The sequence below is a fragment of the Polaromonas sp. P3_C2 genome, from assembly GCF_056402675.1.
In genome coordinates, this window is record NZ_JBFUGX010000011.1 from 1 (window position 1) to 19,397 (window position 19,397).

20 protein-coding genes and 1 pseudogene are annotated in these 19,397 nt (G+C 64.1%); 15 read left to right on the forward strand and 6 right to left on the reverse strand.

What is annotated here, in order from left to right; genetic code table 11:
* From AC1DWI_RS01170 to AC1DWI_RS01195, 6 genes and pseudogenes are all read left to right on the forward strand, one after another.
* Positions 1-141: pseudogene (locus AC1DWI_RS01170) on the forward strand (DUF4442 domain-containing protein); the annotation flags it as partial.
* A 23-nt stretch (positions 142-164) separates the two neighbouring features.
* The gene (locus AC1DWI_RS01175; RefSeq protein ID WP_477668468.1) at positions 165-1,364 is read left to right on the forward strand and encodes an acetyl-CoA C-acyltransferase; all 1,200 of its coding nucleotides are present in this window, start codon (positions 165-167) and stop codon (positions 1,362-1,364) included.
* Between the two features lie 90 nt (positions 1,365-1,454).
* Positions 1,455-2,312: an alpha/beta hydrolase family protein gene (locus tag AC1DWI_RS01180; RefSeq protein WP_477668467.1), complete on the forward strand. Its 858-nt coding sequence runs from the start codon at positions 1,455-1,457 to the stop codon at positions 2,310-2,312.
* Positions 2,313-2,355: 43 nt separating this feature from the next.
* The gene (locus AC1DWI_RS01185) at positions 2,356-3,234 is read left to right on the forward strand and encodes an alpha/beta hydrolase family protein (protein WP_477668466.1); all 879 of its coding nucleotides are present in this window, start codon (positions 2,356-2,358) and stop codon (positions 3,232-3,234) included.
* 28 nt (positions 3,235-3,262) lie between these two features.
* Positions 3,263-4,087, forward strand: a complete 825-nt coding sequence (locus tag AC1DWI_RS01190; protein WP_477724267.1) for an acyl-CoA thioesterase — start codon at positions 3,263-3,265, stop codon at positions 4,085-4,087.
* 57 nt (positions 4,088-4,144) lie between these two features.
* Entirely contained in the window at positions 4,145-4,942 is a 798-nt protein-coding gene (locus AC1DWI_RS01195; protein ID WP_477668464.1) for an enoyl-CoA hydratase, read from the forward strand.
* Between the two features lie 195 nt (positions 4,943-5,137).
* Here AC1DWI_RS01195 and AC1DWI_RS01200 read toward each other — a convergent pair whose 3' ends face one another.
* A complete protein-coding gene (locus tag AC1DWI_RS01200; protein WP_477724268.1) occupies positions 5,138-6,121 on the reverse strand; it encodes a LysR substrate-binding domain-containing protein in 984 nt (327 codons plus the stop codon).
* A 160-nt stretch (positions 6,122-6,281) separates the two neighbouring features.
* Here AC1DWI_RS01200 and AC1DWI_RS01205 point away from each other — a divergent pair, with 160 nt between their 5' ends.
* The 3 genes from AC1DWI_RS01205 to hpaI all read left to right on the forward strand — a co-directional run bounded on the left by AC1DWI_RS01205 (position 6,282) and on the right by hpaI (position 9,758).
* The gene (locus tag AC1DWI_RS01205; RefSeq protein ID WP_477668462.1) at positions 6,282-7,298 is read left to right on the forward strand and encodes a tripartite tricarboxylate transporter substrate binding protein; all 1,017 of its coding nucleotides are present in this window, start codon (positions 6,282-6,284) and stop codon (positions 7,296-7,298) included.
* Positions 7,299-7,326: 28 nt separating this feature from the next.
* Entirely contained in the window at positions 7,327-8,880 is a 1,554-nt protein-coding gene (locus tag AC1DWI_RS01210; protein ID WP_477668461.1) for a UxaA family hydrolase, read from the forward strand.
* A gap of 74 nt (positions 8,881-8,954) precedes the next feature.
* Positions 8,955-9,758 (forward strand): 4-hydroxy-2-oxoheptanedioate aldolase, encoded by an 804-nt coding sequence (hpaI, locus tag AC1DWI_RS01215; RefSeq protein ID WP_477668924.1) that lies wholly within the window; start codon positions 8,955-8,957, stop codon positions 9,756-9,758.
* A gap of 135 nt (positions 9,759-9,893) precedes the next feature.
* Here the strand turns inward: hpaI and amaB are convergent, their stop codons facing one another.
* Genes amaB through AC1DWI_RS01230 form a run of 3 tightly spaced genes read right to left on the reverse strand, consistent with a single transcriptional unit; the run spans position 9,894 to position 13,671 of the window.
* Positions 9,894-11,405: an L-piperidine-6-carboxylate dehydrogenase gene (amaB, locus tag AC1DWI_RS01220; RefSeq protein ID WP_477668460.1), complete on the reverse strand. Its 1,512-nt coding sequence runs from the start codon at positions 11,403-11,405 to the stop codon at positions 9,894-9,896.
* Positions 11,402-12,646, reverse strand: coding sequence for an aminotransferase-like domain-containing protein (locus AC1DWI_RS01225; protein ID WP_477668459.1), 1,245 nt, complete (start codon positions 12,644-12,646; stop codon positions 11,402-11,404). Before AC1DWI_RS01225 ends, amaB begins: the two co-directional genes overlap by 4 nt.
* Positions 12,643-13,671, reverse strand: coding sequence for a 2-oxoadipate dioxygenase/decarboxylase family protein (locus AC1DWI_RS01230; protein ID WP_477724269.1), 1,029 nt, complete (start codon positions 13,669-13,671; stop codon positions 12,643-12,645). The genes AC1DWI_RS01225 and AC1DWI_RS01230 overlap by 4 nt, the downstream gene beginning before the upstream one ends.
* Positions 13,672-13,753: 82 nt before the next feature.
* Between AC1DWI_RS01230 and AC1DWI_RS01235 the strand changes: the two genes are divergently transcribed.
* Positions 13,754-14,668 carry a LysR family transcriptional regulator gene (locus AC1DWI_RS01235; protein ID WP_477701294.1) on the forward strand — a complete coding sequence of 305 codons (915 nt, stop codon included), beginning with the start codon at positions 13,754-13,756 and terminating at the stop codon, positions 14,666-14,668.
* A 39-nt stretch (positions 14,669-14,707) separates the two neighbouring features.
* On the opposite strand, the gene AC1DWI_RS01240 is transcribed toward AC1DWI_RS01235, so the two are convergent.
* Together AC1DWI_RS01240 and AC1DWI_RS01245 are read right to left on the reverse strand one after the other, a co-directional pair.
* Positions 14,708-14,986 carry a hypothetical protein gene (locus tag AC1DWI_RS01240; RefSeq protein ID WP_477668456.1) on the reverse strand — a complete coding sequence of 93 codons (279 nt, stop codon included), beginning with the start codon at positions 14,984-14,986 and terminating at the stop codon, positions 14,708-14,710.
* Between the two features lie 53 nt (positions 14,987-15,039).
* Complete coding sequence (locus AC1DWI_RS01245) at positions 15,040-15,861, reverse strand: IclR family transcriptional regulator (RefSeq protein ID WP_477724270.1); 822 nt, start codon at positions 15,859-15,861, stop codon at positions 15,040-15,042.
* 208 nt (positions 15,862-16,069) lie between these two features.
* Here AC1DWI_RS01245 and AC1DWI_RS01250 point away from each other — a divergent pair, with 208 nt between their 5' ends.
* The 5 genes from AC1DWI_RS01250 to AC1DWI_RS01270 all read left to right on the forward strand — a co-directional run.
* Positions 16,070-17,140 (forward strand): ABC transporter ATP-binding protein, encoded by a 1,071-nt coding sequence (locus tag AC1DWI_RS01250; protein ID WP_477668454.1) that lies wholly within the window; start codon positions 16,070-16,072, stop codon positions 17,138-17,140.
* Positions 17,141-17,163: 23 nt separating this feature from the next.
* Positions 17,164-18,027, forward strand: a complete 864-nt coding sequence (locus AC1DWI_RS01255) for an ABC transporter permease (protein WP_457281644.1) — start codon at positions 17,164-17,166, stop codon at positions 18,025-18,027.
* Positions 18,028-18,037: 10 nt separating this feature from the next.
* Positions 18,038-18,832 carry an ABC transporter permease gene (locus AC1DWI_RS01260; protein ID WP_477724271.1) on the forward strand — a complete coding sequence of 265 codons (795 nt, stop codon included), beginning with the start codon at positions 18,038-18,040 and terminating at the stop codon, positions 18,830-18,832.
* Positions 18,829-19,161 carry a (2Fe-2S)-binding protein gene (locus AC1DWI_RS01265; RefSeq protein WP_477668452.1) on the forward strand — a complete coding sequence of 111 codons (333 nt, stop codon included), beginning with the start codon at positions 18,829-18,831 and terminating at the stop codon, positions 19,159-19,161. Before AC1DWI_RS01260 ends, AC1DWI_RS01265 begins: the two co-directional genes overlap by 4 nt.
* Positions 19,158-19,397: NAD(P)-binding protein (locus AC1DWI_RS01270; protein WP_477724272.1), on the forward strand; the 240-nt coding region annotated here is incomplete at its 3' end. The genes AC1DWI_RS01265 and AC1DWI_RS01270, both read left to right, overlap by 4 nt.

Consider the following 19,397-nt stretch of genomic DNA (forward strand, 5'->3'; position numbering starts at 1 on the left):
GACGAGCAGCGCGCGGCCATGCAGGCGAGCGACAAGGGTGAAGTCACCGTGCCGGTCATCGTGACCGATGAAGCCGGTATCAACCCGGTCGAATGCGAATTTGTCTGGGCCTGGATTCCCTCCGGCCCACGGAAAAGTTAACTGAGAAATTGAAGGAAACCATCATGGCCAAACAAGTCCAGGAAGCCTACATCGTCGCCGCCACCCGCACGCCCATCGGGCGCTCGGGCCGCGGCTATTTCCGCAACATGCGGCCCGACGACCTGCTGGTCAAGGCGCTGCAGGCGGCGCTGGCGCAAGTGCCTTCGCTGGATCCGAAGGCGATTGAAGACATCATCTGCGGCTGCGCTATCCCGGAAGGCCCGCAAGGCCTGAACGTGGCACGCATTGGCGCGGTGCTGGCGGGCCTGCCCACCAGCGTGGGCGGCATCACCGTCAACCGTTTTTGCGCCTCCGGCCTGTCGGCCATCCAGATGGCGGCCGACCGCATCCGCGTGGGCGAAGCCGACGTGATGATCGCCGCCGGCACCGAGAGTATGAGCATGGTGCCCATGTCGGGCAACTCGCCCTCGCTCTCGCCCAGTATGTTCATGAACGACGAGAACGTCGGCATCGCCTATGGCATGGGCCTGACGGCCGAGAAGGTCGCCCAGCAATGGAAAGTCTCGCGCGAAGCGCAGGACCAGTTCGCACTCGAGTCGCACCTCAAGGCCATCAAGGCGCAGCAGGCTGGCGAATTCGCCAACGAGATCACGCCCGTCGAAGTGACCGACCGCACCGCCAACCTGGAAACCGGTGAAGTCGTCGCCAAGACCCGCACGGTGAGCCTGGACGAAGGCCCGCGCCCCGACACCTCGCTCGAAGGCCTGGCCAAACTCAAGACGGTGTTTGCCGCGCGCGGCTCGGTCACCGCCGGCAACAGTTCGCAAACGTCGGACGGCGCGGGTGCGCTGGTGCTGGCCAGCGAAAAGGCGGTCAAGGACTTCGGCCTGAAGCCGCTGGCCCGCTTTGTGAGCTACGCCGCCAAGGGTGTGCCGCCCGAGATCATGGGCATAGGCCCCATCGAAGCCATTCCTGCCGCCTTGCGCTACGCCGGCCTCAAGCAGGAAGACATCGACTGGTTCGAACTGAATGAAGCTTTTGCTGCGCAGTCGCTGGCCGTCATCAACACGCTCAAGCTCGATGCCAGCAAGGTCAACCGCATGGGCGGCGCGATCGCGCTGGGCCATCCCCTGGGCGCGACCGGTGCGATCCGCGCCGCGACGGTGATCCATGCGTTGCATCGCCACCAGCTCAAGTACGGCATGGTCACGATGTGCGTGGGGATGGGTCAGGGCGCTGCGGGTATTTTCGAGCGCGTGTAAGGCCGTCGGCGGCGGCCCCACTGTCGCGCTTGCGGCAGCGGTTATGGCAGCTGCGGGGCAGACTGGGCTTTTCCTGACTGGAGACAGAAGATGGAGCGAATCACGGTTCTGACCCAGGACTCCTGGGCGCTGGCAGCGACGGTGTTTGCAGCGGATCTCGCGGGAGGCGAGGCCCGCGGCGGTGTACTGCTGGCCGGTGCAATGGCCACGCCCCAGCAACATTACGAGCCCTTCGCCCGCTGGCTGGCCACGCAAGGCTTTACCGTGCTAACACTCGATTACCGCGGCACTTTTGCCTCCGGCGGTGAGCGCGTGGCGTCCACCGATGCCACCTTCGACACCTGGGGACAGCAGGACGTGAGCGCCGCTGCCCGGTTCCTGCGGCAACGTGTGCCGGACCTTCCGCTTTACTACCTGGGGCACAGCCTGGGCGGGCAATTGTTTGCCAGCTCCGAAACTACGCACTTCTTTCAGCGTGCCGTGCTGGTTGCCAGTGGCAGCGGTTACTGGCCGCGCCTGCGCAAAGCGGTGCCGCGTTGGGGCCTGTTTGCCGCCACGCAGATCTGGGCGCCCTTGCTGGTACCGTTGTTCGGTTATTTCCCGGGCCGGAAACTGCGCAAGGTTGGCAACATTCCCGCAGGTGTGATGCGGCAATGGACGCGCTGGTGCCGCCATCCGGACTACCTGGCGCGTGATGCCCATCAGCGTGAACGTTTTGAACGCGTGCAGACGCCCATCACCTACTTCAACTCAAGCGATGACGAGGTCTTTTCACAGTGGTCGTCAGACCGGTTTGTGGCCTTGTTCGGTGCGCGACGTGAACCGGTGCAATGCATGACCCTTGACCCGGGAAATCTGGGTGTCAGGCATATAGGCCACTTCGGCTACTTTCGCGACAAGCTGCGTGCCAGCTTCTGGCCCCAACTGGTGCAACACCTTCACGCGTGATGCGCGTGCCCGAGTTCAGTTCATCCATTTCCAGGAGCATGTGATGCAGATGCAGATCCTCAGTTCAGGCACGGCGCAACTGTCCACTCGCGTTTATGCGCCTTCTTCGCCTGCGCGTGCCAGCGTGGTCATCGGTGGCGCCATGGGGGTGCGGCAAGACTATTACGCACCGTTTGCGCAGTGGCTTTCTTCCCAGGGCTTTTGCGTCACCACTTTTGACTACCGGGGTTCGGGCGAGTCCTTGCCCAACACCGCCAGCGGCAGCCTGCGTGGTTTCAAGGCCGACCTGCTCGACTGGGCCGCCGACTATGAGGCTGTGGTGGATGCCGCCAAGGCAGCCTTGCCGGATGCACCGCTTTACCTGCTGGGTCACAGCCTAGGCGCGCAGCTGCCGGGTTTCCTGAAGAATCAGGACAAGATCGATGGCCTCGTCAGCATCGCGGCAGGAAGCGGGTACTGGCGCGACAACGCACCGCAGCTCAGGCGCCTGATTTTGTACTTCTGGTATGTGCTGGTGCCATTGGCCACGCGCCTTTGTGGTTATTTCCCCGGGCGCAGGTTAAAGAAAGTTGGCGACCTGCCAGCCGGCGTGATGCTGCAGTGGCGCAAGTGGTGCCTGGATCCGCACTACAGCGTGGGGGCCGAGGGAGAAAGCGCGCGGCTGAGTTATGGGCGGGTCAGTTTTCCGGTGACCGCGCTGTCCATGACAGATGACGAGCTGATGACCTGGCGCGGCACGCAAAACCTCATCAACCTGTACAGCAATGCACCGCGCAGCTTTGAACGCATCGCGCCGGCAGATCTCAAGGTCAGGCGCATCGGGCATTTTGGCTTCTTCCGGGAACAGTTCAACCAGACCTTGTGGCCCCGTGCCCAGCAGATCATCGACGGCATGACCGGTGCCGCCAAAGCCCCGGTTTGAACCGGAAAGCTCCATCACACCTGCCGACATGACAAGCACGCATTCTTTTGACGACGCGCTCAGGCTGGAAGCCGCCGGCAGCGACAGGCCCCACACCTGGCYGGGTCACAGCAGCCCCGCATACTGGAACATGGTGGGGCCGTTCGGCGGAACCACAGCGGCCACAGCCTTGCGTGCCATCCTGTTGCACCCGGCCCTGCTGGGCGAGCCGGTGGCGCTGACTGTGAACTACGCAGCGGCCATGGCAGAAGGCCCGTTCACCGTCACGGCCAGGCCGGCTCGCACCAACCGTTCCACCCAGCATTGGCTGGTGGAGTTGTCGCAGGACGGCGATGCCGGAGGCGCTGTGATGACCGCCACAGCCGTTACGGCTGCGCGCCGCGAGACCTGGAGTGCCAACGACACACCCATGCCCGCGGTCACGCTGGCCGACGCTTCAGGCAGGCTGCGGTTTTCGACCTCCGCATGGACGAATCGCTACGACATGCGGCCGGTGCGCGGCGCCATACCGCAGGTTTGGGACGGCAGCGGCGTAGACAGCCTCACGCAGCTGTGGGTGCGCGACGACCCGCCGCGGCCGCTCGACTTCCCGGCACTGGCGGCCATGTCAGACGTGTTCTATCCGCGGGTCTGGCTGCGCCGTGCCACGCGTGTACCCGCCGGTACGGTGTCGATCACCACGTACTTCCACGCCGACGGCCGGCAATTGGCTGAATGCGGTGAAGGCTATTTGCTGGGGCAAGCCAGGGCCCAGGCCTTTCGCAATGGTTTCTTTGACCAGACCGCGCAGCTGTGGAGCGAAGCGGGCGTACTGCTGGCTACCAGTACGCAGGTTGTTTATTACAAAGAATAGGCCCGCGGGGGCAGCATGCATGGCTGGCCCCTACACTTGCGTCTTAACGGAAAACACATGAACACTCCCACCCCTATTTCCACCGGCAGCATTCCCGAAATCCTGAGCCACGTCGACGCGGGCGTGATGACCATCACGCTCAACCGTGTGGACAAAAAAAATTCCATCACCTCCGCCATGTATGGCGCCATGGCCGACGCACTGGAGTCGGCCCACCACGATGCAGCCGTGCGTGTGGTGGTGATCCAGGGGCATGAAACGATTTTTTCCGCCGGTAACGATATCGGCGATTTCCTGAACAAGCCGCCTTCAACGCCCGATTCGCCGGTCTTCCGTTTCCTGCGCGGCATCAGCAGCTTTCCCAAACCGCTGATAGCCGCTGTGTGCGGACCCGCAGTCGGCATAGGCACCACGCTGCTGCTGCATTGCGACCTGGTCTATGCGGGCGACAACGCCGCATTTTCCATGCCTTTCGTCAACCTGGGCCTGTGTCCTGAAGCTGCGTCGAGCTTTCTGGTGCCGCAGCTCATGGGTTACCCGCGCGCCGCCGAGGCACTGCTGCTAGGCGAACCCTTCATGGCCGAGACCGCACTGGAAATCGGGCTGATCAACCGCATCGTGCCGCCCGCCGAAGCCAATGCGCTGGCCCAGCGGCAGGCGCAAAAGCTGGTCGCCAAACCGCTCAGCGCGCTGATGGAAACCAAGCGCCTCATGAAAAAAGGCAACGCCACCGTGGTGGCCGAGCGGATGGCCGAAGAGGGTGCGAGCTTTGGCCGCATGCTGGGCGAACCCGCTGCGCGCGAAGCCTTCACCGCCTTTATGGAAAAGCGCCGGCCAGACTTCAGCGCAGTCTGAAGTCTGCGTCCGAAGGACGGGGCCGCGTAGCGGGCCGGCAGCTTTCGCTAAAAGCGCCGGCCAGACTTCAGCGCAGTCTGAAGTCTGCGTCCGAAGGACGGGGCCGCGTAGCGGGCCGGCAGCTTTCGCTAAAAGCGCCGCCCGGTTTTTTCCGGGACCGGAAGAAGAGCACTCAGCTCCGGCTTACGCCGCGCTTCACCGCTTGTGTGCCGCGGGTTTGCGGCCCTTGGGTCGCAGAGCAGGCTGCCGGGCGGACTCCGCCGTCAGGCGCAGACAGTCCATCAATTGCTCACTGCTGGGTGTCAGCCGCCGTCCCCGCACGGTGATGAGTCCGACAGGCGGGAGTTCAATCGGAACCTCGATAGGCAGGACATCCAGCAGGCCTTCCCGCTGGAAGTGCAAGCCGACCGAGCGCGCCAGGAAGCCGGCCGCGTCACGCTGTTGCGCAAAGGTGCTAAGCGCCAGGAAAGACGATGTTTCGATGATGTCGGTGGGCGGATTCAGACTATGGCGAAAGAAGGTCTGTTCGATCTTCACGCGCAGCGATGCCCAGGGCGGGGGCAGCACGCAGGGTATGCCGGCCAGATCGCTCCAGCCTGGATTTTTCTTGCGCGCGAGTGCGTGGCCACGCTTGACCACCACCACCATGGGCTCGTCGAACAAGGCCTCCGTCACCAGATCGGGGGCGGCATAACCGGGCTCCAGGCGGCCGACGAACAGGTCCAGTTCGCCCATGCGAAGCCGGGGTAAAAGCCGCGTCAGGTCGCCTTCTTCCACCAGCACCGTCGCAAGGGTCGAGCGCTGCTTGAGCAGTTTGACGGCGCCGGCCAGCAGCACCGGCATCGCCACCACCATCGAACCCACGCGGGTGCGTCCCGCCGCGCCGCTGGCCACGGCGGAGATTTCATCGCGCGTGCGCTCGTACTCGGYCAGCACCGAACGGGCAAACCGGACGATGGCCTCGCCGCTGGAGGTCGGTTCGGTGCCGCGGGTGGAGCGGTCAAAGAGGGCCAGCCCAAGCATGCTTTCGACTTCGGCCAGCATTTTCGACACGGCGGGCTGGCTGACCGACAGGAACTCGGCGGTTCGGCCCAGGTGGCGGAACTGGTCCAGCGCCACTACCAGTTGCAGGTGGCGCAGCTTGATGTTGGAACGCAGGACACGGTCAATCTGGGTCATGAATCATGTTAACCCAAAGGCTATGAAGCAATTCCATTATTCGATTGGATTGTTATGAAGAACATGGCAAGAATCGGGGCAACAAGAAATGCAGTCACGCAGCCGCCACGGTTGCCACCAATGCAGCAGCAACACATTCACCCAGAGGCAGACAAACCCCATGAAGACTTCCCCCCAGGTTTCCCCTTTTTCGTTTAACGCCAGGCGCCGCAGCCTGCTGATCGGCAGCGCCGTGGCCGCTGCTGCAGCGTTGGTAAAACCTTTGTGCGCCTTGGCCCAGGGCTACCCCGAGCGGCCCATTACCTTTATCTGCCCGTGGCCTGCCGGCGGCACTGCCGATCAGTCCATGCGCGCCCTGTGCCAGGTCGCCTCGCGCGTGCTGGGCCAGGCCATTGCGATGGAGAACAAGGTGGGTGCGTCCGGCATGATCGGTACCAAGTCCATGGCCTCCGCCAAGCCCGACGGCTACACCATCGGCCAGATCCCTATTTCCGTCACACGTTTTTCGCAACTGGGCACACTACAGCTGGACCCGCTCAAGGACCTGACCTATCTGGCCCGCACCTCTGGCCAGACTTTCGGTATTGCTGCCCCCGCTGAATCGCGCTTCAAGTCGCTGCAGGAACTGGTGGCTTTTGCCAAGGCCAATCCCGGCAAGGTGACCTATGCCCATGCGGGCGTCGGCGGCGCCACGCATGTGGGCATGGAAGAGTTCGCGCTTGCCGCCGGCATCCAGTTCAATCATGTTCCCTACAAGGGCGGCGCCGAGGCATTACAGGCCGTGCTCGGCGGGCATGTGGACCTGCTGGCTGATTCCAGTTCCTGGGCGCCACATGTCGAGGCGGGCAAGCTCAGGCTGCTGGCCACCTGGGGCGAACGCCGCGCCTCGCGGTTCAAGGACGCGCCTACGCTCAAGGAACTGGGCTACAACGTCGTGGTGGATGCACCCAACGGCATTGGTGCGCCCAAGGGCCTGGAGCCGGCCATCGCGATGAAGCTGCGCGAGGCCTTCCGTGTGGCCGTGGCCAGCCCCGAGTTCAAGCAGGTGGCCGACAGGATCGATGCGCCGGTGCTTTACCTGGACGGGCCTGACTACGAGAAGTACGTCGCTGGCATGTACCAGAAAGAAACAGCCCTGATCGACAAGCTCAAGCTCAGGGAGCTGATGAAGAGCTAGAACCTTGGCCCGAACGCTGAACTGAACCATGACCGTTACCGCCCCTTTCATCACTTCCCTTGCCGTCAGCCCCTTGATCCGCCTGCATGCCAACGACAACGTGCTGGTCGCCAAAACCGTGCTGTCGCTGGGCCAGGAGTTGCCCGAAATCAGCGCACGCGCGCGCGCGCAGGTGCCCGCCGGGCACAAGATCGCGGCCCGCCGCATTGCGGAGGGCGAGCGCATCCTGAAGTAYGACACGGTGATCGGCGTGGCTGCGCGCGACATCGAGGCGGGTGACTACGTGCATTCGCACAACATGGCACTGGTGGACTTTGAACGCGACCCGGCTTTCGGCCGGGACGTTCGGCCGGTGGACTATGTGCCGCAAGCCGAGCGCGCCACTTTCATGGGCTTTGTGCGCCCGGACGGCCGCGTGGGCACCCGCAATTTCATTGGCATCCTGTCTTCGGTCAACTGTTCTGCCACTGTCATCAAAAATATTGCCGCCCACTTCACCCCCGAACGGCTGGCAGCTTTTCCCCATGTGGACGGCGTGGCCGCCTTTGCGCAAACCAGCGGTTGCGGCATGTCTTCCCCCAGCGAGCATTTTGATGTGCTGCGCCGCACTCTGGCCGGCTACGCGCGCCATCCCAATCTGGCCGGTGTGTTGATCGTCGGCCTGGGCTGCGAGCGCAACCAGGTCTCGTCGCTGGTGGAGTCGCAAGGCCTGGAGACCAGCAAGCTCATGCGCACGATGGTGATGCAGGAGATCGGCGGCACCCGTGCCACGATAGAGGCTGGTATCGCCGCTATTTATGAAATGCTGCCAGAAGCGGATGCCGCCCGGCGTCAGGCAGTTCCCGCCAGTCATTTGAAGATCGGGCTTGAGTGCGGCGGCTCGGACGGCTTTTCGGGTATCACGGCCAACCCGGCCCTCGGCGCGGCCATGGATGTGCTGGTACGCCACGGCGGTACCGCCATCCTGTCCGAGACGCCTGAAATTCACGGCGTCGAATACATGCTGACCCGCCGCGCCGTCACGCCCGAAGTGGGGCAGAAGCTGCTGGACCGGCTGGCCTGGTGGGAAAAGTACACGGCGGGCCAGAACGCGCAGTTCAACGGCGTGGTCGGGCATGGCAACCAGGCGGGAGGACTTGCCAACATTTTCGAGAAGTCGCTGGGTTCGGCCATGAAAGGCGGTACCACGCCGCTGCAGGCCGTCTACGAATATGCCGAACCGATCACCCAGAACGGCTTTGTCTTCATGGACTCCCCCGGCTATGACCCGGTGGCATCCACCGGCCAGATCGCCAGCGGCGCCAACCTGATCTGCTTCACCACCGGCCGGGGCTCGATGTTCGGCTCCAAGCCCGCGCCCACCATCAAGCTGGCCAGCAACACGCCGATGTTCAAGCGCCTTGAAGAAGACATGGACATCAATTGCGGCGCCATCCTCGACGGCGAACTTGACGTTGCGCAGATGGGGCAACGGATTTTCGAACAGATCCTGCGCCACGCTTCGGGCGAGCCCACCAAAAGCGAGGCGCTGGGCCTGGGCGACCACGAATTCGTGCCCTGGCATCTGGGCATCGTGAGCTAGGGCCTGCCAACTTAACAGGCCGGGGTATGCAACACTGCGCCTTCTCGACCTTCAACTCTTTCAAGGATGAGTTCATGACTCCAGGCAATCCGTTCAAGGCAGCGCTTGCTCGCGGCCAGCAGCAAATCGGTTTGTGGCTTTCCATGGCCGACCCCTACCTTGCTGAGGTCAGCGCCACCGCCGGATTCGACTGGCTGCTGATTGATGGCGAACATGCGCCCAATGATTTGCGCAGCACGCTCGCCGCGCTCCAGGCTGTAGCGCCCTACCGCTCGCAGCCTGTGGTGCGTGCGGTAGCAGGCGATGTGCCGCTGATCAAGCAGTTGCTGGATATCGGCGCACAGAACCTGCTGATCCCCATGGTCGATACCGCTGAACAGGCGCAGGCCATCGTCAGCGCTACACGGTATCCGCCCTTGGGCATTCGCGGTGTCGGCAGTGCTGTAGGGCGCGCCTCACGCTGGAGCGCGCGCACCGACTACCTTGACAAGGCCGACGGCGAGGTCTGCCTGCTGGTGCAGGTGGAAACCGTCACTGCCCTGGGCAACCTGCAGGCCATTTGCGCCGTGGACGGCGTGGACGGCGTTTTCATCGGCCCCGCCGACCTGGCCGCTTCCATGGGTTTTCGCGGCAAGCCCGGCCACCCCGAGGTGCAGGCGGCGATCGAGCAGGCCATGAAAACCATCATCGCTTCGGGCAAGGCAGCCGGTACGCTGACTTCCGACCCGGCGCTCGCCAGGCGTTACCTGGCGCTGGGCTGCACCTTTGTGGCCACCGGCGTTGACGTCCTGGTCTATGCCAACGCCGTCAGGCGCCTGGCGTCAGATCTTGTGCCATCGGGTGGCGCGCAGGCAGCAGCGCCTGGCGCCGCCTACTGATCCCGGCCAGGCGAAACAGGTGATTTTCCAAGCCCGCAGCTTTCATGGCGAAACGGGCTCTTGCGCGCGCTGATCAAGCGCAAGCAGCTATCAAAACCATAGCGCCTGCACGGGTCTTCCAGTTTGCTGGCATCCCTAGATGTCAAAGCGGATGCCCTGCGCCAGCGGCAGGCTGGATCCGTAGTTGACCGTGTTGGTGGCGCGGCGCATATAGGCCTTCCACGAATCCGATCCCGACTCGCGCCCGCCGCCGGTTTCTTTTTCACCGCCAAAGGCGCCGCCGATCTCCGCACCGCTGGTGCCGATGTTGACGTTGGCAATCCCGCAGTCGGAGCCGCGCGCCGAGGTGAACTGCTCGGCTTCGCGCAGGTCTTGCGTGAAGACAGCCGACGACAGGCCGTGCACCACGGCGTTGTTCAGCGCGATGGCTTCGTCAAAGTTGTCGTAGGGCACGACATACAAAATCGGCGCGAAGGTTTCGTGCAGCATGGGGCCGGCTTGCTCCTTCAACTCCACGATGGCGGGGCGCACATAGTGGGCTGATCCATCCCCCGGTTGGCGGTCACCGAAATGCACAGTGGTGCCCAGCTTCTTCGCTTCGCCCAGGGCCGACTGCATGGCCTCAAACGCACGGCCGTCGATCAGCGGGCCGACCAGCGTGCCGTCTTTGAGCGGGTTGCCGATGGGCAGGCGTTCAAACACAGCGACCAGGCGTTTGACCAGTTCCGGGTAGATCGAGCGGTGAACGATCAGGCGGCGCAGGCTGGTGCAGCGCTGGCCGGCAGTGCCGGCAGCTGCGAAAGCCGCACCGCGCACCACCAGTTCCAGGTTGGCCGACGGGCAGACGATAGCGGCGTTGTTGCCGCCCAGCTCCAGCAGCGAGCGCTTGAAGAGGCCGGCGCAGGCAATGGCCACGTTCTTGCCCATGGCGGTGGAGCCGGTGGCGCTTACCAGTTTCACATGCGGGTGCTTGACCAGGGCCTCGCCGGTGGCGCGCTCGCCGATCAGCAGTTCGCTCAGGCCTTCAGTGGCCAGGTCCAGGTCTTTCGCCGTTTGCAGCAGCAGGCCGTTGAGGGCGATGGCCGACAGCGGTGTTTTTTCCGACGGCTTCCAGGCCAGTGTGTTGCCGCACACCAGCGCCAGCGCGGCGTTCCAGGCGAACACCGCCATCGGGAAGTTGAAGGCCGAGATGATGCCGACCACGCCCACGGGGTGCCAGGTTTCCAGCAGCTTATGGTCGGGGCGTTCGCTGGCAATCGTCAGGCCGTAGAGCTGGCGCGACAGGCCGACCGCGAACTCGCAGATGTCGATGACTTCCTGCACCTCGCCCAGGCCTTCCTGCAAGATCTTGCCGGTCTCCAGCGAGATCAGCTGGCCCAGCTCGGCCTTGTGGCGGCGCACGGTTTCACCAAAAGCACGCACCAGTTCGCCGCGTTTGGGGGCGGGCACATTGCGCCAGTCGATAAAGCGCTTGTATGCGCCGTTCAATGCGCTGTCGACGTCGGCGGCGCTGCGAATGGCCACGCGTGCCAGAAGGCTGCCGTCGATGGGGGTGACCACTTCGATGGCCGCGGAAGCCTTGCTGCCGAGGTCGGCGTTGACGCCCAGGGCTTTAAAGAGGGATGAAACGTCGCTGGAGTGACTCATGCGGAAGTCCTTTCGTGGGTTGTCCTGAAATCGGAAGCGGTGTGGATGGCGACGCTTTGCAGCCCGCGGCCCAGGCGCTCTGCGCCTTGCTGCAACGCTGCCGGTGATGGGTTGGCAAAACTCAAACGCAACCAGGGTTGTGCGGCGTTGCTGATGCTGAAGGCGGCGCCTGGTACTACCAGCACTCGATGCCGAAGCCCGAAGTCCACCCAATCTTGTGCCGGCAACAGGGGCAGGTCGCTGCGCAGCCGTGCCCAGACAAACATGCCGCCTTGCGGCGCACCGAATTCGAGCAGCCCGCTGGCATGCGCGCGCAAGGCGTTGGCCAGCGCGGCGCCTTTGGCCGCGTAGGCTGCGCGCAGCGAGGCCAGGTGCGGCGCGAGGCGGTAGGAACCCAGCATGGTCGCCAGCGTGAGTTGCTCCAGCGAACCGCTGTGCACATCGGCCGCCTGCTTGGCCAGCACCACTGCGCGCAGGATGTCCGCAGGCGCGAGCAGCACACCGAGCCGAAGGGCCGGGGCCACCACTTTGGAATAGCTGGTCATGTAGGCGACCTGGGCGGGCGAGCCGGCCTGCTGGTTGAGTTGCGCCAGCGGCGGCGGCGGCGCCTCGCCAAACCACAGCTCACCATATGGGTCGTCTTCGATCAGGATCACGCCGTACTGCGCGGCCAATTCCAGCAGACGAAGCCGCCGCGCCAACGGCAGCACGGCGCCGGTCGGGTTGGCAAAGTTTGGTACGACATACAGCACGCGCGGGCGCTCAGCCAGCAGGATAGATTCGAGCCGGTCGATATCCATGCCCTGTGCGTCTGTTGGAACTTCAATCAGCCGCGCACCTGCAAAACGGAAAGCCTGCAGCGCGGCCGGGTAGTTGAACGACTCCACCGCGATACCTTCGCCCGGCTCGATGAGCACACGCGCCAGCAAATCGATGGCTTGCTGCGAGCCGGTGGTGATGAGCAGCTCGCTCGCCTTGGCCGCCAGGCCGCGTTGTGTGAGCAGGGCGGCGCTGGCTTCACGCAGCTCTGGCAGGCCCTCGGTAGCGCCGTATTGCAAGCTGCGGCCTTGCAGCTTGCCGGTCACGTCCTGCAGCGATTCGCGCAGCCAGTCGGCCGGCAGCAGCGCCGGATCGGGGTGGCCGCCTGCCAGCGAAATCATGCCCTCCTGGCCGGCGAGCGCCAGCATGGCGCGTATGGGTGAACCGCTGGCTTGCGCGTAAAGTGCGCGCACAGCACTCATGCGCGTGCGGCCGTCATGCCGAAAATGCCGGTGGCGTTGCCAGCGTCAAAAGCCAGGTCCAGCCTAGGCACCTGCACGGGGTCATTTGCCGCAATGGGTGTCAGTGCATCGCGCGTGATGAATTCGTAGAAAGAGCCGGGCACATCGCGCGTGACGCGGCCTTGCGGGGTGATGAACTCGCGCTGCACCGTTGCGGCACGAAAGGCGGTCTGGCGCACACGGCCGCTGGCAGAGACTTCAACCTTGTACTTGATGGGCCGGCCCAGCGTGCGCTGGCGTTCGGCGACCGCGTCCACGTCACTCACGCGGTCGGTGGCATGGTTAAAGGCATTGCCTTCGGTGGCAATCCAGGCCATCTCGGCGGATTCGGCCAGCAGCAATTCGTAGTCGTCCATGCCAAACACGCCGTGCTGGCGGTCAAAGCACTGCAGCAGTTGCGGCAGTAAACGCAGCGCCTGCACCAGGGGCAGCACGCCGTCACGCRTGAGTTGCTCGAGGTCCGCCACATCCTGCGGGCCCAGCGGGTCGCGTGAGGTCGACAGCACGCGCGTGACGGCCGACTGGAAGGGCGCGGAGAACTGCTCGGGGTGCAGCTCGGAGACAAAGAACTGCGCAATGTCTTCGGGAAAATCGCGGTGGCTGTAGGCGCGGCCTGTCATCTTCAGGCGCGGCAGCGGGTAGGTGCCCTGCAGTTCAAAACCCAATGGGCGCAGCACGCGAGTGAAGGCGGCTTCGCCCGCTGGCAAGGCGCCGCTGGGCCAGCGCACCGTGCGCAGCGCGCCGTGGTCAAACACCACTTGCCGTTTTTGTGCGACCACGTCGCTGGCGATGTAGTCCTGCCCCGCCGGCACGCGCTGCACCAGGCCGTGGAACAGCGCCATGTTCAGCGCCTGGGCCAGTTCGGCCCGGGTGACGGTGCCCGAGGCCGGCTGCTGCAGCGACGGATGAACGTACATCTGTTCATGGATGTCTTTGACGGCTTCGGCGGGCAGGCAGCAGGCGAGGAGCTTCTGGAGGTGGGTCATTTTCAGGCGTATTGTCGGCAGGTGAAAGCCGGATTTTCGGCAGTTTCAGCGTCATGCACAAAGGATGTATTTCGATGGACGCATGAGATATATTCATGCGATGCGCCGAAAGATCCCCTCCACCCAGGCCCTGCTCGCCTTTGAAGCGGCGGCCCACCGCGGCAGTTTCACACTGGCGGCGCAAGACCTGTCGGTGAGCCAGAGCGCGGTCAGCCACCAGATCCTCGGGCTGGAGCAGGACCTGGATGTGAGTCTTTTCCTGCGCCTGCCGCGCCAGCTGGAACTGACCGACGCCGGCCGCTCGCTGCTGGCGCGGGTCAGCCCGGCGCTGGATTCGCTGGAGGCCGCCATGCTGGACCTGGTGTCGTCCAAAGGCGAGGGCGGCACGCTGGAGCTGGGCGTGGTGCCCACCTTTGCCACCAAGTGGCTGATCCCGCGCATGCCATCGTTTTTGAAAGCGCACCCCCATGTGACGCTGAACTTGGCCACACGCCTGCAGCCCTTTGACTTTTCATTGACGGGGCTGGACGCCGCCATCCACTACGGCCGGCCCGACTGGCCGGGCACCGAGTCGGAATATTTGATGGGTGAAGACAGCGTGGTGGTGTGCAGCCCGGTGCTCATGAAAAAGCGCCAGCTGCGCCGGCCGGCCGATGTCTTGAAGTTCACGCTGATCCATCAGAGCACACGCCCGCACGCCTGGCGCGACTGGTTTCAGCTGGCCGGCATTGATGATGCGCAGGGCGCCGGCACGGGCCCCAAGTACGAACTCTTTTCCATGATCGCGCAGGCCGTCAAGGCCGGGCTGGGTCTTGCAGTATTGCCGCGCTTTCTGGTGGCCGACGATATCGCTGACGGCACACTGGCCGTGCCCTTTGATCTTTCGCTGAGCTCGGACTTCGCTTACTACCTGGTCTGGCCTTCGCAGAAAACCAGCTGGCGGCCGCTGGTGCAGCTGCGCGGCTGGCTACGCGAGCAGGCGAGTTCTTTGGCGTAAATGGGGGCGATGAAGTCGCCGCATGACTTGGCTCTGCTGTCAGTCGACGCGTTTTCCCGAATCCCACAACTGCACAAGGCCGAACGCCAGGAGCAGCGTTCCCAGGGCCAGCCATATGCCGATGAGTCCACGCGGCCCCATCGCCTCGAAGGCCCAAACTTGTGTCCAGGCCCACTTGCCGGTAAAGGGCGGAACGGAAGGCGTGAGCCATTCTGACCAGGCCAGGCAAAAAGCGGCGAATGCGAGTCCTAATTTTGCAATCGCGCGCTCTTTGGCCGAAAAACTCACAAGATGCTTTTTGGCGAGTTCGTTATCCATGAGGTCTTTCCGTTCTTGGGGGCGTGGAGGAGGATTGCAACCTGGAGAGTGTCTCAGGCTTTGTCGGCTGGCGCCAGACTCTGCGCTGGCCGCCTCAGCGTACTGTCAAACGGATTGATCTGCGCACTGATGGCCGTCGCTTCACGCTTGAGCAACTCCACCACCGTAGGCAAGCGGTCAGGGCTCAGGCGTGAAGAGATGGTGCCCACGCTGAGCGCGGCGACGGCGCGGCCTTCGCGGTCCAGCACCGGCACGCCGACACCGGCCATGCCGTCGAGCAGGTTGGTGTTGCGCCCGGCGTAGCCGAGCTCGCGCACACGCTCGATCTCGGTGCGCAGGTAAACCTCGTCGTACACACCAAACTCTCGCACGCGTGGCAGGTTGTAGCGGATCACTTCTTCGCGCTCTGTCTCGGGCAAAAAGGCCAGGATGGCCAGACCGCCCTGGCCCATTCCCAGCGCCACGCGCCCGCCGATGTCGCCGGTGAAGGAGCGGATGGGAAACGGCCCTTCGCTGCGGTCCAGGCAGACAGCGTCAAAGCCGCTGCGCACCAGCAAAAAGATGGTGTCACCCAGGCTGGCGCACAGCCGCAGCATKGAMGGCCGGCACAGGCYGCGCAGGTCCATSGTGTTGCCGGCCTGCGCGGCCAGTGCAAAAAAATCAATGCTCAGCCGATACAGCTTGGAGCCGGTTTCCTGCTCGACCACGCGCTCGGCCACCAGGCTTTGCAGGATGCGGTGGGTGGTCGCCTGCGTGAGGCCTGTGGCCTTGGCGATGTGTGTGATGCGCCCGCCCCTGGCCTGCGTGGCGGCCAGCGCCCGGATGATGGAAAAGGCGCGTTGCACGCTGCTGGAGCTATTGTCTTCGTCTTTCATGGTGTCTCCGTTGGCGGAATCAGTATGGCATCAAGTGTATATAAATTCCATTCAACGGAATAAATCAAATAAAGATATCTCTATACGGAATAACCTATTGACGATTTTTCATGTGATGCCATAGCATGAAGTCATCAAGGTGTCATCGTCTTGCACGTCGTCCGGATGTTGCGGCGCTGGCCACCCCCTTGTTGCAGAGGTGCCCCCCATGTCTTTTTTGACCCTGGCGAATGTGAACAAGTCTTATGGCGCCACCCGCGCCGTGGCCGACATGAACCTGTCGGTGGAAAAGGGCGAATTCGTCTCGCTGCTCGGCCCTTCGGGTTGCGGCAAGACCACCACCTTGCAAATGATTGCGGGCTTTTGTGAGGTGACCTCCGGCCAGGTCACGCTGGACGGCCGCGACATCACCCACGCCAAGCCCAATTCGCGTGGCCTGGGCATCGTGTTCCAGAGCTACGCGCTTTTCCCGCACATGAGCGTGTACGACAACGTCAGTTTCGGCCTGGAGATGCGCCGCGTGCCCAGGGAAGAACGCGCCGAGCGAGTGAAAGCCGCGCTGGCCTTGGTGCACCTGGAAGCGCACGCAACCCGCTACCCGCGTGAATTGTCGGGCGGCCAGCGCCAGCGTGTGGCCCTGGCCCGTGCCCTGGTCATCTCGCCGCCCGTGCTGCTGCTGGATGAGCCACTCTCCAACCTGGACGCCAAACTGCGCGAGGAAATGCAGTTCGAGCTGCGGCAAATCCAGCGCAAGGTTGGCACCACCACCGTGATGGTCACGCACGACCAGACCGAAGCGATGTCTATCAGCGACCGCGTGGTGGTGATGGAAGCCGGCCGCGTCACGCAGATCGACGAACCGCACCGGTTGTACGAACATCCGCAGACCCGTTTCATCTCCAGCTTTGTCGGCAAGGCCAATTTGCTCGAAGGCCGCGTGATGGCCGCCGGCCCGTGGGCCACCGTGCATGTGGGCGGCAATGTACCGCTGGAGGTGCAGGCGCCCGGTGTGTCAGAGGGCGATGCCGTGGTGCTGAGCCTGCGTCCCGAAAAAATCCGCCTGGTGCCTGAAGCCCAGGGTCGCATAGGCGGCACGGTACACGAGCGCTTCTTCCTCGGCAGCCAGTGGCTCTACCAGGTGTCGACCGCCGCCGGGCAGCTCGCGGTGGTCTGCCCCAATGACGGCACGGCGCCCGCCGAAGAAGGCGCCAACGTAGGCCTGGACTGGACCGCCCAGCAAGTGCGCCTGCTGCCCGGCGCACAAGGGGTGCCGGCGTGAACAGTACGACCGTGGCTGCACCGATGACATCGGCCCGGGCCAGTGCATCGCGCACGCCGTGGCTGCTGTCGGCGCCGGCCTTCACGCTGTTTGCCTGCCTGCTGCTGGTGCCGCTGGCGCTCACCGCAGTGCTGTCCTTTCAGGTGTTTGACCACGCCACCGGCGTGAAGAACAGTTTCACCCTGGCGCATTACGCCGCCGTGCTGACGGACGACTACTACCACGGCATCTTCTGGCGCACGCTATGGATTTCGGCACTCACCACGCTGATCTGCATCGTTGTCGGCGCGCCCGAAGCCTATGTGCTCAGCCGCATGCGCAGCCCCTGGCGCTCGATTTTGTTGCTGGTGGTGTTGGCGCCGCTGCTGGTGTCGGTGGTGGTGCGGGCGTTTGGGTGGAGCATGCTGCTCGGCCCCGAAGGCGTGGTCAACCAGGCCATGCGCGCCGTGGGCCTGCCGTCCATGCGCATCCTCTATACCGAAGCGGCCGTGGTCATCGCCCTGGTGCACGTCATGCTGCCCTTCATGGTGATCCCGGTGTGGACTTCGCTGCAAAAATTGGATCCGGGCGTGGAAGACGCTGCGCTGTCGCTGCAGGCCTCGCACTTCACCACCTTGCGCCGCATCATTTTTCCGCAGGTGCTGCCCGGCATCCTCTCGGGCAGCCTGATTGTGTTCGGCCTCTCCGCCAGCGCCTTCGCCATCCCAGGCCTGCTTGGCGGGCGGCGCCTGAAGATGGTCGCCACCGTGGTGTACGACGAGTACCTGCATGAGCTCAACTGGCCGCTGGGCGCGGCGATTGCGCTCACGCTGCTGCTGGCCAACCTGGCCATCATGCTGAGCTACAACCGCGTCCTTGAGCGCTCTTATAAAAAGTCTTTGGGATAAGGAGCGCGCCATGTCCAGGAACGGTCCCCTCGCGCTGCTCTTCAACGCACTCGTCATCACCTTCATGCTGGCGCCTCTGGTCATCGTGTGCGTGGTGGCCTTCACGCCCGGCAACACGCTGGCGATTCCGACCACGGAGTTTTCATTGCGCTGGTTCCGCGCGGTGTTTGCGCATTCGGACTTTGTGCAATCCTTCAAGAACAGCCTCTGGCTGGCGGCCATCTCTGCCACGTTGGCGACTTTGCTGGCGGTACCTGCCGGGCTGGCGATTGCGCGGCACAGTTTTCCGGGCCGTGATTTCCTCAATGGCCTGTTTCTCTCGCCGCTCATCATTCCGCACCTGGTGTTGGGCGTGGCGCTGCTGCGTACCTTCTCGCTGATCGGTGCGACCGGCAGCTTTTTCTGGCTGGCGCTGGCGCATGTGGTCATCATCAYGCCCTATGTGCTGCGGCTGGTGCTGGCTTCGGTCGAAGGCAGCGACCGCAGCGCCGAGCAGGCGGCCCTCTCGCTGGGCGCAAGCCAGGCGACGGTGTTTGTGCGCGTGACGCTGCCGATGATCCTGCCCGGCGTCACCGGCGGCTGGCTGCTCGCTTTCATCAACAGCTTTGATGAGGTCACCATGTCGATCTTTGTCACCGCGCCTTCCACCGTGACCTTGCCGGTGCGGATGTACATGTATGCGACCGAGTCGATAGACCCCTTGATGGCGGCCGTCTCGGCCCTCATGGTGGCGCTCACGGCTGTGGCCATGCTGGTGCTGGACCGCATCTACGGCCTCGACAAGATTCTGGTCGGACACAAATGAAATCAACCATTGAAATCGCCGGGGTAAGCCTCAAGCCTGCAGCCCTGCTTCACCGCGTGGCCGAAGGCGGCCGCAAACCCGTGGGCTTTGTGCTCAATGGGCTGGCACTGACGGCACTGGCCGGCGACACCGTGCTGACGGCGGTGCTGACGCACAGCGCGCAGCTGCGCTTCAGCGAATTCAGCGGCGAGCCGCGCGCCGGCTTTTGCCTGATGGGTGCCTGCCAGGACTGCTGGGTCGCCACCGAATCGGGCCGGCGACTGCGTGCCTGCAGCACCTTCATTGAAGAAGGCATGCGGCTGGTGACTGGCGCGGAGGGACCGGTATGAGCACGCAGGCGGTGATTGTGGGCGCCGGCCCGGCCGGCGTGCGCGCGGCCGAGGCGCTGGTGGCGCACGGCCTGCGTCCCGTGGTGGTGGACGAAGCGCCGCGCTGGGGCGGGCAGATCTACCGCCAGCCGCCCGCGGGTTTCTCGCGGCCTAAAGAGGCTCTCTATGGTTTTGAGGCCGGGCGCGCCGATGCGGTGCATGAGGCCCTGGCCGGCATCCTGGACAAGGTTGATTAC

What these genes read in the sequence shown, in the direction of transcription:
- AC1DWI_RS01250 (WP_477668454.1), top strand. Translation starts at nt 16,070, where the DNA reads ATGTCTTTTTTGACCCTGGCGAATGTGAACAAGTCTTATGGCGCCACC.
- AC1DWI_RS01175 (WP_477668468.1), top strand. Translation starts at nt 165, where the DNA reads ATGGCCAAACAAGTCCAGGAAGCCTACATCGTCGCCGCCACCCGCACG.
- AC1DWI_RS01235 (WP_477701294.1), top strand. Translation starts at nt 13,754, where the DNA reads ATGAGATATATTCATGCGATGCGCCGAAAGATCCCCTCCACCCAGGCC.
- AC1DWI_RS01180 (WP_477668467.1), top strand. Translation starts at nt 1,455, where the DNA reads ATGGAGCGAATCACGGTTCTGACCCAGGACTCCTGGGCGCTGGCAGCG.
- AC1DWI_RS01240 (WP_477668456.1), bottom strand. Translation starts at nt 14,986, where the DNA reads ATGGATAACGAACTCGCCAAAAAGCATCTTGTGAGTTTTTCGGCCAAA.
- hpaI (WP_477668924.1), top strand. Translation starts at nt 8,955, where the DNA reads ATGACTCCAGGCAATCCGTTCAAGGCAGCGCTTGCTCGCGGCCAGCAG.
- AC1DWI_RS01255 (WP_457281644.1), top strand. Translation starts at nt 17,164, where the DNA reads ATGACATCGGCCCGGGCCAGTGCATCGCGCACGCCGTGGCTGCTGTCG.
- AC1DWI_RS01195 (WP_477668464.1), top strand. Translation starts at nt 4,145, where the DNA reads ATGAACACTCCCACCCCTATTTCCACCGGCAGCATTCCCGAAATCCTG.
- AC1DWI_RS01225 (WP_477668459.1), bottom strand. Translation starts at nt 12,646, where the DNA reads ATGAGTGCTGTGCGCGCACTTTACGCGCAAGCCAGCGGTTCACCCATA.
- amaB (WP_477668460.1), bottom strand. Translation starts at nt 11,405, where the DNA reads ATGAGTCACTCCAGCGACGTTTCATCCCTCTTTAAAGCCCTGGGCGTC.
- AC1DWI_RS01205 (WP_477668462.1), top strand. Translation starts at nt 6,282, where the DNA reads ATGAAGACTTCCCCCCAGGTTTCCCCTTTTTCGTTTAACGCCAGGCGC.
- AC1DWI_RS01185 (WP_477668466.1), top strand. Translation starts at nt 2,356, where the DNA reads ATGCAGATGCAGATCCTCAGTTCAGGCACGGCGCAACTGTCCACTCGC.
- AC1DWI_RS01265 (WP_477668452.1), top strand. Translation starts at nt 18,829, where the DNA reads ATGAAATCAACCATTGAAATCGCCGGGGTAAGCCTCAAGCCTGCAGCC.